Genomic DNA, 14,819 nt, shown 5'->3' on the forward strand with positions numbered 1-14,819 from the left:
CCGGATGAATCCCGGAACGAAGGAACACCGAGCCAAAGCGAGGTGCCGAACGCCGGGGCCAAGCCTTTTGCTTACTTTTTGGCGTTTGAAAAAGTGAGCCGCTGTAAGAGCGGAACCGCCAGCAGCAACCCCCTAAGCAACGGATATTCACCCAAAACCCCAAGAACCTGGTCGGCCCAGAGGCCGCCAAGGACAAGCCAAACCTGGCGAAGAATGTTAGCTTGCTTGGCAACCCAGAACAGCCGAGCCCAATGCCAATGAAAAAAACAGTCCTGGCCTTCAGCCGCATCACGCCCCCCATGATCGAACGCCTGCAACAGGAGTTCGACGTCATCGTCCCCAACCCGAAAAACGGCGACATCAACGCCCAGTTCAACGAAGCCCTGCCCCACGCCCACGGCCTGATCGGCGTCGGTCGCAAACTCGGCAAGGCCCAACTGGAAAACGCCGCCAAACTCGAGGTGGTCTCCAGCGTCTCCGTCGGCTACGACAACTACGACCTCGCCTATTTCAACGAACGCGGGATCATGCTCACCAACACCCCTGACGTGCTCACCGAAAGCACCGCCGACCTGGCCTTCGCGCTGATCATGAGCAGCGCCCGCCGCGTCGCCGAACTCGACGCCTGGACCAAGGCCGGCCAATGGCAGGCCAGCGTCGGCGCACCGCTGTTCGGTTGCGACGTGCACGGCAAGACCCTGGGCATCGTCGGCATGGGCAACATCGGCGCTGCCGTCGCCCGTCGCGGCCGCTTCGGCTTCAACATGCCGATCCTCTACAGCGGCAACAGCCGCAAGACCGAACTCGAACAGCAACTCGGTGCACAATTTCGCAGCCTTGACCAACTGCTGGCCGAGGCCGACTTCGTTTGTCTGGTGGTGCCGCTCAGCGACAAGACCCGCCACCTGATCAGCCATCGCGAACTGGCGCTGATGAAGCCGGATGCGATTCTGGTGAACATCTCCCGTGGCCCGGTCGTCGACGAGCCGGCATTGATCGAGGCATTGCAGAACAACTGGATTCGCGGTGCCGGTCTGGACGTTTACGAGAAGGAACCGCTGGCCGAATCACCGCTGTTTCAGCTGAAAAACGCCGTGACCCTGCCGCACATCGGCTCGGCCACTCACGAAACCCGCGAAGCCATGGCCAATCGTGCCTTGGCCAACCTGCGCAGTGCCCTGCTCGGCGAGCGTCCGCAGGATCTGGTGAACCCGCAGGTCTGGCGCGGATAAACAAATCGGGCAAGTACTGTAAAGTGCTTGCCCGTTCAACTTTCAGCCAATACATACTTTGCAAATCAACACGCCAACGAAATAAACCATCCCGCTATAAACTTTCCCGGCTTTATCCAATACAAAGATAAACACACCGGAGAATAGTAACCGTGAGAATTTCCAATACCGATCAATTAATCCGTTACAGCAAAGTCTGCCTAATGGCTTACATCAGCTTCTTTGGACTACTGGTGATGTACGGAAACGTGACCGACTACTCGGCAAACTATGAGTACGTCGGACACATCCTGAGCATGGATACAACACAGATCAACGAGAACATACGTTACAGGGCGATTGAATCGCCGATGATGCACCACCGGATCTATTGGTTCATCATCACCACGGAAGCGATCTACACCGCTTATTGCCTGCTCGGTACTTATTATCTCTACCGCAAAGTCAACGAGTCCGCGGCTGTCTTTCACGAGGCAAAAAGGTTCTCGATCATTGGCTTGCTGATTGCGATCTTCACCTATTATGTTTGCCTGCAAACCATCGGTGTTGAATGGTTCGACATGGACACTTCACAAGTATGGAATGCGAAAGACTGGGCGCGGCACATTGTCGATTTCATGTTGCCGGTACTGATTTTCATAACATTGAAAAACGAGCGTTGAATAATCAACGCTCAAGATTCAATCAATCTCAGGCCAACTTTCCATGCTTCGCCACAACCGCAACTTCGGGTTTACGAAACACCAGCACATTCCCCAGCATCACCAATACCAGCCCCGCCAATGCCGGTGCCGTCCATTGATAGCCTTCGGCGAAGGCCGAGACATTCAGCGCCACCACCGGGAACAGCACCGTGCAGTAGGCGGCGCGCTCCGGGCCCATGCGGCCGACCAACGTCAAGTAGGCGGTGAAGCCGATCACCGATCCCGGAATAACCAGATATAGAAGCGCGCCAATGTAGCGCGACGTCCACTCCATCTCGAATGGAATGCCCTTGACCAAGCACCACACCGAGAGCATCGCCGCACCGTAGGCCATGCCCCAGGCATTGGTGGTCAGCGGCTTGAGACCGGCCTTCTGTTGCAGGCTCGAGAGCATGTTGCCCGCCGAGAAACACAACGTGCCGCAGAGCGCCAGGCCAAGGCCGAGCAGGGTTTGCGGACTGGCGTGATGCCCGGCCAGCTCCGGCCAGAACAACAGGCCCAGGCCCGACAGCCCCAGCGCCCCGCCCATCAATACATTGCGCGCGATCCGCTGGCCGAAGAACACCCGTGCATTCAGCGCGTTCCACAACGTTGCCGTGGAAAACACCACCGCCACCAGACCGCTGGGAATCCATTGGCTGGCGGTCAGGAAACACATGAAATTGACACAGAACAGGCACAAGCCCTGCGCCACACAGATCAGATGCCCGCGCCGGTTCATCGGTTGCAGGCGACGGCTGAGCAGCAACAGCGCAAACAACACCAGCGCCGCGAGACCGAAGCGATAGACGATCGACACCGGAATCGCCACCACGCCCAGTTGCCACTTCAAGGCTATCCACGTGGTGCCCCAGATCAGCACGGTCAACAAATACAACGACAGGTTCATGGCAGACACTCCTCGATTGGGTTTCAGTGTCCGCCTGCGCCTTCACCCCTCGCTTGCATAAACTTGCGCTTTTGTCGGCGTGCAGGCTGGCAGCGCAACATCTACGGAGTAGGATGCAAGGCGTTGAAGAGAACCGACCATGGCCGCCATCGATACCCTGCAAGTCTTTCAAGCCTTGAACAGCTCGCCCAACGCATGCCTTGTGCGCAGCGCCGAGCTGGGGGACGGCCTGTCCGCAGCCTTGTGGACCAACCACCACGACGCCCGCGACTATGACGCGCCGAGCCATCACACGCTCTCCTGCTACATCGCTGGCGGCACCGGCACGTTCCGCCGTGGCGCCCCCGGAAACAAAGGCAGTCCGGACAAGTTGTGCATCCTGCCAGCCGACCACGAGTCGGGGTGGGTGATCAATGGCGACATTCGCCTGGCCCACCTGTATTTCAGCGCCGAACAATTTGCCTTGGGTTGCGTCACGCTGCTGGATCGCGAGCCCCGGGAAATGCAGCTGCGCGAACAGACTTTTCTGGAAGATCCGCAACAGGCCCGACGGTTTCGCCAGTTACTCACTCTCAATTGGGACGAGCCTGGCGAGCGTCTGCTGACCAGCAGCCTGGCCCACGAACTGATCAGCCAAACCTTGTTGAGCCAGGTCGGCGTACGCCACGGCTTGCGCCTCAAGGGCGGGCTGGCGCCGCATCAACGCCGGCAACTGGTGGAGTTCATCGACAGCCAACTGGCCGAGCCGATCAGTCTCGGGCAACTGGCGGGGTTGTGTGCGTTGTCGGAATACCACTTCGCGCGGATGTTCCGGGTGAGCTTCGGACTGCCGCCACATCAGTATGTGCTGGCGCGGCGTTTGAGTCGGGCGCGGGAGTTGTTGCGGGGCACGGCGTTGCCGCTGGGGGAGATTGCCCTGGCGTGCGGATTTGCCAGTGCCAGCCACTTCACCAACCGCTTTCGCCAGGTGCTGGGTGGAACGCCCGGCGAGTATCGCCAGGCGTTTTTGCGCTGATCAGAACTCCAGCGTACTCGACAACGAAATCTGCCGCGAATCGCCCATCGACACGAAGAAACGGCTCGCCGCCGAGGTGTAGTAGGTGCGATCGAACAGGTTCTTCACGTTGAGCTGGAACTTGACCTTCTGCCCCTCGACCCGGGTGTCGTACGTGGCGAACGCATCGGCCACGGTGTAGCTCGGCAGATCGAAATCGTTGACCGCGTTACCCGCTCGTTCACCGACATAGCGCGCGCCGGCGCCGACCCGAAGTTGATCACCACCGATCACGCTGCCGAAGTCGTAGACCGCCGACAGCGAGCCGGTATTTTTCGCCACGTTCTGCAGCCTGTTGCCTTTGTAGTCCGGATCTTCCGTAACCTCGGCGTCGGTATAGGCGTAGCTGCCGATCATGCTCCAGCGGTCGCTGAGCTGGCCGGTCAGGTCCACTTCCAGGCCCCGGGAACGCACTTCGCCGGCGGCGCTGTAAATCGTCGTCGGGCCTTCGGAGTTAGCCACCAGTACGTTGCGTTTCTTGATGTCGAACAAGGCGATGTTGCCGGTGATGCGCCCCGGCATATCCAGACGTGCGCCCAGCTCCCAGGACTTGGCCTCTTCCGGCGCAATGCTGCCGTCGAGCACGGTGCTGCTGCCGCTCAGCGGCGCGATGGTCGAGTTGGGTTTGAACGATTCGGTGTAGCTGCCGTAGAACGACAACGCGTCGGTATAGCGATACACCAGACCCGCGCGCGGCACCCACTTCTGGCCGTTGCTGTCGGTGTTGGCCTTGAACGGCACGCCTTTGCCGGCGTACTGGTCGTACTCCTGGAAGCGCCCGCCGGCCACCAGAATCCACTGGTCGTTGAGGTGGATGGAGTCCTGCAGGAACACCGAGTCGCTGCGCAGCAGATCGGTTTGCGCACTGTCCGCCGGGCTGACGGTGGTGCCTTCAACTTCGCGGCCGTAGACCGGGTTGACGTAACTGAAGGTGCTCAGGCTTTTCTGGCGGATCAGGTCGGCGCGGTAGATCTTGCGGTACTCGTCGTCGACGCCGAACACCAGATCATGCTGCATGCCCAGCACATTGACCTTGCCTTCGAGGCTGGCCGTGGTGAAGCGGTCGGTGCTGATCGCGCCCTGGGTGCCGTCCATGCTGCGGGTCAGGGTGCCTTTTTTGGTGTCGATCGCGGTTACGCGGACCTGGCTGGCGTCGTAGGTTTCGCGGTTCCAGCTGTAGCCGAAATGGGCTTTCCAGTCGTCGTTGAGTTCGTGATCGGCCTCGAAGTGATAGAGATCCGAGCGCCCTTCCATGTCGTTGAATTTCTCGTCGAGCCGCTCGTTGCGCGAGATGTCCAGCGGATGGTTGGTGCGTGGATCGATCAGGGTTCCACGATCAAACGGGGTCAGGAATTCACGGTGCTCGTAAGCGAACAACAGCTTGGTGCGCTCGCCGTACCAGGCCAGCGACGGTGCGATCAGGGTTTCGCGGTGGGTGCCGAAATTGCGCCAGTAATCTTCGTCTTCGTGATCCAGCACCATGCGATACGCGAGGCCGGAATCCCCCAGCGCACCGGTGCTGTCGAAGGAACCGCCGCTGCCATTCTTGCCGTCGCCGTAGGTCGAGCCGCGCAGGGTCAGCGCGTTGTACTGGGTCAGTTCGGGCTTCTTGCTGACCATGTTGACCACGCCGCCCGGGTCCTGAATCCCGTAGAGCAGCGAGGCCGGGCCCTTGAGCACCTCGACGCGATCCACGGTGGCGTTCATGCCACGGCCCTGCACCACCGGCATGCCGTCGCGCATGATCGAGCCGTTGCGGTTGTCGCCGAAACCGCGGGTCATCACCGAATCCTGGGTGCTGCCCAAGGTGTTGCCCTGGGTGATGCCGCTGACGTTGGCCAGTGCATCATCGAGATTGCGCGGTGCCTGATCACGAATGACCTGGGCCGCAATCACGTTGACGGTCTGCGGGATTTCCTGAAGCGAAGCGGAAGAGCGCATCACCGAACTGGTTTCCGGTGGCTGGTAGCTCATCGGCTGGTCGACCACCGAGGTGATGTTCGTCGCGCCGAGGTTCAACGCGCCTGCGGTCGGTTGCGGTTCGAGCGCCAGGGTATGGCTGTCGGTGCGGCGGAAGGCCAGGCCGGAGCCGGTGAGCAGACGTTGCAGCGCCTGTTCGGCACTCATCTGGCCGTTGATCGCCGGAGCGGTCAGACCATATGGCGCTTCATCGGTATAGACCACGCTCTGCCCGGTGACACGACTGAAATCACTCAGGGCCTGAGGCAACGGCTTGGCAGCCAGGGAAAAACTGAATTGCTTTTGCGGCTGGCTGCTGACGGATTCAGCGGCCAGCGCCACGCTCAGCGGCAACAGGGCCAATGCCGAAAAACTCAAGGCTGAAACGCCCAACCACTGTTTGACCGAACCCGATTTTGCCTTGGACTTCATTGCTCATGACCTGTGTAGAACCGCAACGGATGCGAATGACTCGCAGTTTCAGTCACTACACGGATGGCGTCCGGGTTTACCTCACCACAAAGTTGAAAATATTTTCAGCGCAGGATGATCAGCTTGCCCAACACTTGATGCTGCTCGAATCCCAGAACCCCTTGCAGCGAATTCAGCACGGCTTGCGGGTCCTTGCTCGGAAAGCTGCCGCTGACCTTGCGCGCGCCCAGTTCGTCATTGAGCAACACGATCCGTCCGGGGTAATAACGCCGCAGATCCTGCACCACATCGGCCAGTGTCGACTTGTAGTAAGTCAGCCAGCCCTGGCGCCACGCCAGTTGCGCTTCGCTGTCCACGGCGTGCAGTTTTTCTGCGGTGCCTGCGCCGTATGCCACTTGCTGACCGGCGGTGAGAATCTGCTGTTGGCCGTCACGGGACGCCGTCACGCCGACGCGTCCGGACAGCACCGTCACCTGGGCGCCTTGAGGTTGCAGGCGCACTTCGAACTGAGTGCCGAGCACCCGCGCCTGGCCCTTTTCAGCCTCGACCACAAAGGGATCCCCCGTGTGAGTCACGCTGAAAAATCCGGCCCCTCGGCGCAATTGCACATGCCGCTCGCCATGACTGAAATCCACGGCGATGGCACTGTCGGCATCCAGCGTCACCTGCGATTGATCGGCCAGAGTCACGGTGCGGATCTCGCCCGGTGCCGACACGTAATCGGCGCCCAGATCATCGATCCAGCGCTGCGGCTGCCAACCGCTGCCGAGGCTGATCATCAGCAGTAGACAGGCCGCCATGGCCAGCGCGCCGGCCCAACGCCGGACCTGCGGACGGCGCGGTCGGTCCATCGCATTGAGCAAACCCTGCAACGCCAGCGCGTCTTCGTCGGCCAAGGTGCGCGCCGGCCCTTCGCTCAATTCCCAAACCACCTGCGCCTGGGCGTAGGCCTCGGCGTGAGCCGGATCGGCATGCAGCCATTGACTGAAGGTCAGTTGATCGCCGGTGCTGGGGCGGTCGTGCAACAGGCTCAACCAGGCAAAAGCGGCCTGTTCCTGCGCGGGCGTCGGGATGACGCGGTCGGAGTTGTTCACGGTGCTTTCCCTGGCGTGCGTGGCGCGGGTTCGCGCAGGCTGGCCTTGCAGGCCTCGAGGGCGCGCATCATATGTTTTTCCACAGCGCTTTGGGACAGGCCCATGGCCTTGGCGATCTCGGCGTACTTGCGCCCGTGGATGCGATTGAGCAAAAAGATCTGCCGCGTGCGCTCGGGCAGCGCGCGCAACGCCGCTTCGACATGGCGCAAATCGTTGCCCGCTTCGAGCGCCGCCTGCGGTTCGCTGGCGCTGCTGTCCGGCTCATCCGGTTGCCAGCCTTCGTTGACCCGCACCCGCGCGCCTTCGCTGCGCAAATGATCGATGGCGATATTGCCGGCGCAGCGCAACAGATAAGTGCTGAGCTCTTCGACCTGCACCAGCGGCCGACGCCAGAAACGCAGAAACAGATCCTGCACCAGATCCGCTGCCGTTGCCCGGCAACCGACGCGCCGGCTCACCAGCGCTTCCATCTGCGAACGCTGGGACAGGAACACTTGAAGAAAATGCGCGCGGGCGCCATGGGGTTCGTCGTCGCGGTGCTCGGGAGGATGGCCGATCAGCATGTCAGTTCAAGGCCCATGCAGCGACCGGGCTGGCGAGCAGGCTAAGTCCGGCCATGGTCAAGGCCAGGCGTGGGCGATAGGGCAACAAAAGCACCAGAGTCAGCGCGCTGAGCATCAGCACCGCGCACCAGTCGACCAGGCCAAAACTCCAGCCCTTCATGGAAACCGCTGCCCACAGCGATAGCCCCAGCAACAGCCAGCCCACGAGTTTCAAACCTTGCCGACGGCGAGTCGAAGATTTGTGGCCCAGCAGTTCTTCATGATGCCGAGGCATCGCCAGGCACAGCGCCGTGAAAGCGCAATAACAGAGCAACAGCGGCAGCAGCATTCAGTTCGTCCCATGCTCAAGGGTGATCGGCCGGGCCGTTTCGCGGGCTGGCTTTTGCACGCTGACGGTGTGTCCAGCGCGCTGCATTTTCCGCGCGGCCCAGGCGAGAAAGAGGCCACTGCCCAGACACGTCAGGTCGAAACCGGCCAAGGCCCAGTCGCCTTCAGGCACTGTCACGCCGAGGTGGTAAGGGGAGGTCAAACCGTTAAGAAGCGGAACCGCGATAAACAGTGCAGCCCCCAGCGACAGCTGTTCGACCCAGGCCTTGCGTCCCGGCCGCAACATCGCGTGCACCACGCTCAAGCCCCAGGCGATGAAAAACGCGTTCACTTCCCAATCGGCACGCCCGGCCAGACTCACCGGCAGCAGACGATTGGCCCAGAAGAACACCGCGACCGCTGCCACCAGCCCTGCCATGCTGGCAATGTTCAGCACTTCCACCAGCCGCAACTCGTAAGGCATCACTCCGGTCTTGGCATGTTTGAGCTGACGCTTGCCGAGCCAGATCACCAGCCCGGTGCCGATCATCGCCGTGCCTGCCAGACCGCAGATGAAATACAGCCAACGCAACACCGGCCCGGCAAAGTGGCCCATGTGCAAACCGTAGAAACTGCCGGCAACCGCCATCGCCATCGGCTGATCGGGCGTTGTGCCGATGACTTGTCCGCTGACACCGCTGAAGGTCACGGCGCTACCGGAATCATTTACCACACGGTCGGAGCCCGCACGGGACATCACCACTGCGGCGTTGGAGTCGCCCGGATTGTTCACGCTGATACGCCCGACTTGTCCACCCGACCATTGCTCGCTGGCCACCAGCAACAGGGGCGCCAGCGGTGCCAGTGTCGCCGGTTGATTGGCCCGTTCAGGAATGCTGGATTCGGGAAAAACCTCGTCGTAAAACGCTCGAACGTTGTTGCCGTACGAAGCCAGAATGCTCGCCGGCATCACCATCGACATGAAGATCACCAGACTGCTGTAGGTGATCATCAGATGAAACGGCAACACCAGCACACCCACCGCGTTGTGTCCGTCGAGCCACGAGCGCTGGCCCTTGCGCGGGCGGAAGGTGAAGAAGTCCTTGAAGATTTTCTTGTGGGTGATGATCCCGGTGATCAGCGCGACGAACATCACCATCGCGGCGATGGTCGAGAGCCAGCGACCCCACGGATAAGGCATTTGCAGCTGGAAGTGGAAGCGGTAGAAAAACTCGCCGCCCATGCTTTCCCGGGCCTGCACTTCGACCCCGGTCTGCGCGTCGAGCGTCTTGCGGGTGAATGCGCCGCGTTCGCCGGGCTTGGCTGGCGTCTGCTGCCAGCCCACGCTCAGACCGGGATCTCGGGCGTCGGGCTGGCCAATGATCCAGCGCGAAGCGTCGGGGGCGTTTTGTTGCAGATAGTGCTGGGCCAGCGTCAGGCTTTTTTCGGCATTCAATGGATGGGCCGTGATCTCCGGCTGCATCCAGTGACTGATTTCGTCTTTGAAATAGGCCAGGGTTCCGGTCAAAAAAATCGCAAACAACAGCCAGCCGAAAACCAGCCCGGTCCAGGTGTGCAGCCAGGCCATCGCCTGCCGGAAGCCCTCTTTCATGCCAGACCCAAACCGCGCGCTGCCCCGGAAACGGTCGCCAGGATCACGCTTGGCACCAGCAGACCAACCCACGCCGACCACGCCGTGCGACAGGCGAAACACCAGAGCACCGCCACCAGATAGACCAGGAACGAAACCGTCATGCCGGTCACCACCGCCTCGGCGCGGTTCAGCGGCAGCCACAACGTCAGCGTAACGCTGGCCAATGCCGCGACCAAATAGCCGCCGAACACCGCCGCGAGCACCCGCGAAGTGACGGCCAGACGATAGGACAGGGGAAGTGTGGCGAGTTTGGCTTTCATGTTTCGACCCTGAAACGATTAACGTCCGACCAAGACGCCGAACGACAGGCGAGCAATATTAATGATAAATATTCTCATACGCAAAAGAGTCTGATTGCCGGGCATCCCTGACAGCCCTACAATGCGAACCATTCTTGTTCTCTAACGCATCCTGCATGCGCCCGGAGTGATGCCGTTGCCGTCCGCCCATCCTGTCGAATCGCTCTATCAGGCCCACCACAGTTGGCTCATCGGCTGGCTGCGGCGCAAACTCGGCTGCCCGGACAGCGCCGCCGATCTGGCTCAGGACACCTTCATCCGGGTGCTGACCGCCCGCGAGCCGCCAGTGATTATCGAACCGCGCGCATTCCTCACCACCCTGGCCAAGCGCGTGCTGTTCAACCATTACCGCCGCCAGGACCTGGAGCGCGCCTACCTCGACACCCTCGCGCAGATGCCGGAGATGGTCGCGCCTTCGGAAGAAGAGAAAGCCATCATCCTGCAAACCCTGATGGAGCTCGATCAGTTGCTTGATGGCCTGCCGCGCGTCGTCAAACGCGCATTTCTGCTGGCGCAGGTCGATGGCCTGACTTATCCGCAGATCGCCGCCGAACTGGGCATTTCCGTGGCCACGGTCAAACGTCATCTGAACAAGGCAGCGATGCGCTGCTACTTCGCCCTGTGAACCCGTCGATGGATTTTTCCGCGCAGGTCGCCGAACAGGCGGTGCACTGGTTGCTGGAAATGCAGCAAGGCCCGTTGAACCCGCGCCAGCAACAAGCCTGGCAGCAATGGATCGATGCCCACAGCGAACACCGCCGCGCGTGGGAGCACATTCAGCGGGTCAATTCGCGGTTGCGCGGGTTGTCGTCGCCACTGGCCCACGCCGCACTGAATGCGCCGAAGTCCGGCAGCCGTCGTCAGGCGCTGAAGTTGTTGCTGATTCTCGGCGCCGGTTCGGCGGTCACCTGGGGCATGCGCGAGCACAATCCGTTGCCATCGCTGCTGGCCGATTACCGCAGCCCGATTGGTCAGCGGCGCAAGATCTCGCTCGGCGCCGACGGCCAGTTGCAACTCAACACCGCCAGCGCGGCGGATGTCCGGGGCGATGGTTTGATCCGTCTGCTCGAAGGCGAGATGCTGCTGACCGCCACGCAATCCTTCGACGTGCAAACCGCCCAAGGCGTGCTGAAAACCCAGGGCGCGCGAATAAACGTACGGCAGTTTGCCGACCGCACGCAGATTGCACTGTTTGAAGGTCGGGTCGAATTGAACGCACAAGGTCGCGCGCCGATGCTGCTGCCGGTCGCCCGACAACTGAGTTTCAGCACCACCGGCGTCAGCGTGGCAAAACCGCTGGACGCCAACAGCGGCGCCTGGGCCGACGGCATGCTGGTGGCCGCGCACATGCGTCTGGGCGACTTCCTCGATGAACTCGGTCGCTACCGTCGCGGGCAGCTCCATTGCGATGCGAAAGTGGCTGACCTGCTGATTTCCGGGACTTATCCACTGGACGACAGCGAGCGGATTCTCGACCTGCTGGAAATCAGCCTGCCGGTAAAAGTGAGGCGCTTTACCCGTTACTGGGTGACGGTCGAAGCTAAAGCCTGATCGTTCCCACGTCGAGGCGTCGAACCGTCCGCGTGGGAATGCAGCCCCGGGACGCTCCGCGTCCCCTGCAAAAATAAATGAGCCGTTTTTCAGATCTGGCGTGACAGAGAAGGAAAGCCCCCTTGATTCAACCTTCTCAGGACCGTCCTCCATGCACCCCACCCACGTCACGCCGCTGGCCCGAACCCTGCGCAACCTCGTTCTCGGCGCCAGCCTGAGCTTCAGCGCCCTGCCCCTTGCGCAAGCCGCCGATACCAAGGCTTATCACATCGCCCCGTCGACGCTGGAAAACGCCCTCAACCAGTTCGGCCGTGAAGCCGGCGTGCTGATCTCGTTCGGCTCGCAAGTCACCAGCGGTGTGCAAAGCCGTGGTCTGGAAGGCAACTACACAGCGGAACAAGGTCTGAATGCGCTGCTCGAAGGCACCGGCCTGCAAGCCCGCGCCGAGGGTGGCAACGCCTTCAGCCTGCAACCGTCGAACGACAACGCCCTGGAGCTGGACACCTCGAAAGTGGTCGGCGACTGGCTGGGTGAGGCTGCGCAGGTCAACGTCTTCGAACATCCCGGCGCCCGTGACGTGATCCGCCGCGAAGAATTCGAACGCCAGGGCGCGACCCAGGCACGTGACGTGCTCAACCGCATTCCCGGCGTGAACGCCCCGGAAAACAACGGCACCGGCAGCCACGACATGGCGCTGAACTTCGGCATTCGCGGCCTCAACCCGCGCCTGGCCGCACGCTCGACGGTGTTGATGGATGGCGTCCCGGTACCGTTCGCCCCTTATGGCCAGCCGCAGTTGTCGTTCGCGCCGATCAGCATGGGCAACATGGATGCGGTGGACGTGGTGCGCGGTGGCGGCGCCGTGCGTTACGGCCCGCAGAACGTCGGCGGCGTGGTCAACTTCGTGACCCGGGCGATTCCGGACGAGCCGACCGTGAAAGGCGGTTTCCAGACCGAAACCAGCCCATCGTCCAGCCATGACGGCTTCAAGACCAGCGCCAACCTGCTGGCCGGCGGCACCAATGCCAACGGTCTGGGCGGCGCGCTGTTGTACTCCGGCACTCGCGGTGGCGACTGGCGTGAGCACAGCGATACAGAAATCGACGACCTGATCCTCAAGGGCAAATACCAGCTCGACGAGGCCAACAGTTTCAACGCCATGGCCCAGTATTACGAAGGCAAGGTGGACATGCCCGGCGGTCTGAATGTCGCCGATTACGATGCCGATCCGTACCAGTCGACCCGGCCAAAAGACCAGTTCTGGGGCCGTCGCACGATGTTCAATTTCGGCTATCGCTATCAGGAAGATCGCCGCGAGTTCACCGCCAATACCTTCTTCACCAAGACCCTGCGCAGCGGTTACCTGGATCAGGGCACGTTCCTGTCGCTGTCGCCGCGCGAGTATTGGGTGCGCGGTCTGGAAACCCGCTTCGCCCAGGGCTTTGACCTTGGCGCCACCAGCCATGAAGTCGGCGTCGGCTATCGCTACATAAACGAAGCCGGCCACGAACTGCGCTATCGCACGCCGATCAGCAGCAACGAATACCCGACCACCAACAGCCGCAATGACCGCGACACCCGTGGCGGCACCGAAGCCAATGCATTTTTCGTCGATGACCGGATCGACATCGGCAAGTGGACCATTACCCCGGGCGTGCGCTACGAGATGATCGAGTCGCAGCAGACAAACAATCTGACCAACGTCAAATACAAGGGTGACTACAACACCGCGCTGCCGGCGCTGAACGTGCTGTATCACCTGTCCGACAGCTGGAACCTGTACGCCAACACCGAAGGTTCGTTCGGTAGCGTGCAATACAGCCAGATGCCCAACCGCGTCAGCAGCGGCGAAGTGAAACCGGAGAAGGCCCGCACCTGGGAAGTCGGCACCCGCTACGACAACGGCGCGCTGCGAGCGGAGATCGGCGCATTCCTGATCAACTTCGACAACCAGTACGAAAGCAACCAGACCAACGATTCGGTGATCGCCCGTGGCGAAACCCGGCATCAGGGCATCGAAACCAGCGTCAATTACGCTCTCGACGACTTGAGCCCGGCGCTGGCCGGCTTCGACGTCTACGCCACTTACGCCTATGTCGACGCAACCATCCGCGAAGATGGGCCGAACAAGGGCAATCGTGTGCCGTTCTCGTCCAAGCACAAAGGCACGATCGGCGTCGGTTACACCGAAGGGCCGTGGAAACTGAACCTGGACAGCAGCTTCCAGAGCGACCAGTTCGCCGACAACGCCAACACCTCGAAAGAAAGCGCCGACGGCAGCACCGGCAAGATCCCGGGCTACATGCTGTTCAGCAGCCGCGCCGGTTATGACTTCGGGCCGCAGCTGTCGGACCTGAACGTAGCGGTGGGGGTGAAGAACATCTTCAACACCCAGTACTTCACCCGCTCGTTCGATGACAACAACAAGGGCAAGTATGTGGGTGAACCGCGCACGGTGTACGTGCAGACCTCCGTTGCTTTCTGATCCCTGCTGAAAACAGAAAGGGCCTGCAATTGCAGGCCCTTTCTCATTGGGTGGCTTGGAAAATCAGCGCATCAACTGTTGATCGCTGCCTGTTCGTTCTCGTCAAACTCTTCCGCCAACAGCTTGTCATTAGCTTTGCTTGTGAATGGCACCACTGCGGCTCGCGGTTTGCCGCGCAGTTTGCCAAACAGGTGCTCCAGCGCGTGCTCCAGTTTTTCGGCTGCACCATCGATCGCCTGTTCCAGCGAATCGGCTTTGTGGGTGACGGAAATCGGTTGATGGCCTTTTGGCCGCGCTTCCAGTTGGCAGCGCAAATCATGAGGACCTGGTTTGTCACCGTTCTCGTCGCTCAGATGGACTTCGACACGGGTCAGGTCTTCCTCATAACGGTCGAGCGTGCTCTCAATTGTGGTTCGTACCCACTCCTCCAGTCGTTTGCTGCTTTGAATATGGTTGTCGCTGTTGACTTGGATTTGCATAGTTCATCCCTTATTTCAGCTAGCTCGCAAGAGGCCTGGAACAGGATTTCGTGACCTCTTGATTACAACAATCGGCCCGCCGGACGAACATTTCAACCCCTTAAAAAAGATAAATATT

14 protein-coding genes are annotated in these 14,819 nt (G+C 61.0%); 6 read left to right on the top strand and 8 right to left on the bottom strand.

All coding sequences use genetic code 11. The annotated features are described in order from the left end of the window. Nucleotides 1–257 precede the first annotated feature (257 nt). Both ACTJK9_RS26565 and ACTJK9_RS26570 read left to right on the top strand, forming a co-directional pair. Nucleotides 258–1,232, top strand: coding sequence for a 2-hydroxyacid dehydrogenase (locus ACTJK9_RS26565; RefSeq protein WP_085611390.1), 975 nt, complete (start codon nucleotides 258–260; stop codon nucleotides 1,230–1,232). 152 nt (nucleotides 1,233–1,384) lie between these two features. Beyond that, nucleotides 1,385–1,894, top strand: coding sequence for a DUF2165 family protein (locus tag ACTJK9_RS26570; protein ID WP_082934356.1), 510 nt, complete (start codon nucleotides 1,385–1,387; stop codon nucleotides 1,892–1,894). Between the two features lie 28 nt (nucleotides 1,895–1,922). On the opposite strand, the gene ACTJK9_RS26575 is transcribed toward ACTJK9_RS26570, so the two are convergent. Further along, entirely contained in the window at nucleotides 1,923–2,825 is a 903-nt protein-coding gene (locus ACTJK9_RS26575) for a DMT family transporter (RefSeq protein WP_064593500.1), read from the bottom strand. A 139-nt stretch (nucleotides 2,826–2,964) separates the two neighbouring features. On the opposite strand from ACTJK9_RS26575, the gene ACTJK9_RS26580 reads away from it, so the two are divergent. Next, nucleotides 2,965–3,840, top strand: a complete 876-nt coding sequence (locus ACTJK9_RS26580) for a helix-turn-helix domain-containing protein (protein WP_064593498.1) — start codon at nucleotides 2,965–2,967, stop codon at nucleotides 3,838–3,840. On the opposite strand, the gene ACTJK9_RS26585 is transcribed toward ACTJK9_RS26580, so the two are convergent. The 6 genes from ACTJK9_RS26585 to ACTJK9_RS26610 form a co-directional block, all read right to left on the bottom strand. Continuing rightward, nucleotides 3,841–6,270, bottom strand: a complete 2,430-nt coding sequence (locus ACTJK9_RS26585) for a TonB-dependent siderophore receptor (RefSeq protein WP_440817308.1) — start codon at nucleotides 6,268–6,270, stop codon at nucleotides 3,841–3,843. A 104-nt stretch (nucleotides 6,271–6,374) separates the two neighbouring features. Continuing rightward, nucleotides 6,375–7,364, bottom strand: a complete 990-nt coding sequence (locus tag ACTJK9_RS26590) for a FecR family protein (protein WP_440817312.1) — start codon at nucleotides 7,362–7,364, stop codon at nucleotides 6,375–6,377. Then, a complete protein-coding gene (locus tag ACTJK9_RS26595) occupies nucleotides 7,361–7,927 on the bottom strand; it encodes an RNA polymerase sigma factor (protein WP_085611387.1) in 567 nt (188 codons plus the stop codon). The genes ACTJK9_RS26590 and ACTJK9_RS26595 overlap by 4 nt, the downstream gene beginning before the upstream one ends. A gap of 1 nt (nucleotide 7,928) precedes the next feature. Further along, on the bottom strand, nucleotides 7,929–8,255 hold the full coding sequence (locus tag ACTJK9_RS26600; protein ID WP_221398744.1) for a DUF3325 domain-containing protein: 327 nt from the start codon (nucleotides 8,253–8,255) through the stop codon (nucleotides 7,929–7,931). Continuing rightward, complete coding sequence (locus ACTJK9_RS26605; protein ID WP_440817316.1) at nucleotides 8,256–9,845, bottom strand: PepSY-associated TM helix domain-containing protein; 1,590 nt, start codon at nucleotides 9,843–9,845, stop codon at nucleotides 8,256–8,258. It abuts the gene before it with no gap. Next, nucleotides 9,842–10,147, bottom strand: a complete 306-nt coding sequence (locus tag ACTJK9_RS26610) for a DUF3649 domain-containing protein (RefSeq protein ID WP_039769401.1) — start codon at nucleotides 10,145–10,147, stop codon at nucleotides 9,842–9,844. The genes ACTJK9_RS26605 and ACTJK9_RS26610 overlap by 4 nt, the downstream gene beginning before the upstream one ends. Before the next feature lie 175 nt (nucleotides 10,148–10,322). Between ACTJK9_RS26610 and ACTJK9_RS26615 the strand changes: the two genes are divergently transcribed. From ACTJK9_RS26615 to fecA, 3 genes are all read left to right on the top strand, one after another. After that, on the top strand, nucleotides 10,323–10,811 hold the full coding sequence (locus ACTJK9_RS26615) for a sigma-70 family RNA polymerase sigma factor (RefSeq protein WP_085611464.1): 489 nt from the start codon (nucleotides 10,323–10,325) through the stop codon (nucleotides 10,809–10,811). Then, on the top strand, nucleotides 10,808–11,737 hold the full coding sequence (locus tag ACTJK9_RS26620) for a DUF4880 domain-containing protein (protein ID WP_085611384.1): 930 nt from the start codon (nucleotides 10,808–10,810) through the stop codon (nucleotides 11,735–11,737). The genes ACTJK9_RS26615 and ACTJK9_RS26620 overlap by 4 nt, the downstream gene beginning before the upstream one ends. A gap of 151 nt (nucleotides 11,738–11,888) precedes the next feature. Next, on the top strand, nucleotides 11,889–14,222 hold the full coding sequence (fecA, locus tag ACTJK9_RS26625) for a TonB-dependent Fe(3+) dicitrate receptor FecA (RefSeq protein WP_440817318.1): 2,334 nt from the start codon (nucleotides 11,889–11,891) through the stop codon (nucleotides 14,220–14,222). 71 nt (nucleotides 14,223–14,293) lie between these two features. On the opposite strand, the gene ACTJK9_RS26630 is transcribed toward fecA, so the two are convergent. Beyond that, the gene (locus tag ACTJK9_RS26630) at nucleotides 14,294–14,701 is read right to left on the bottom strand and encodes an HPF/RaiA family ribosome-associated protein (RefSeq protein ID WP_011332524.1); all 408 of its coding nucleotides are present in this window, start codon (nucleotides 14,699–14,701) and stop codon (nucleotides 14,294–14,296) included. Nucleotides 14,702–14,819: the final 118 nt, after the last annotated feature.

Origin of the sequence: Pseudomonas sp. 22082 (genome assembly GCF_052046055.1) — a bacterium.
Lineage (GTDB): Bacteria > Pseudomonadota > Gammaproteobacteria > Pseudomonadales > Pseudomonadaceae > Aquipseudomonas > Aquipseudomonas pharyngis.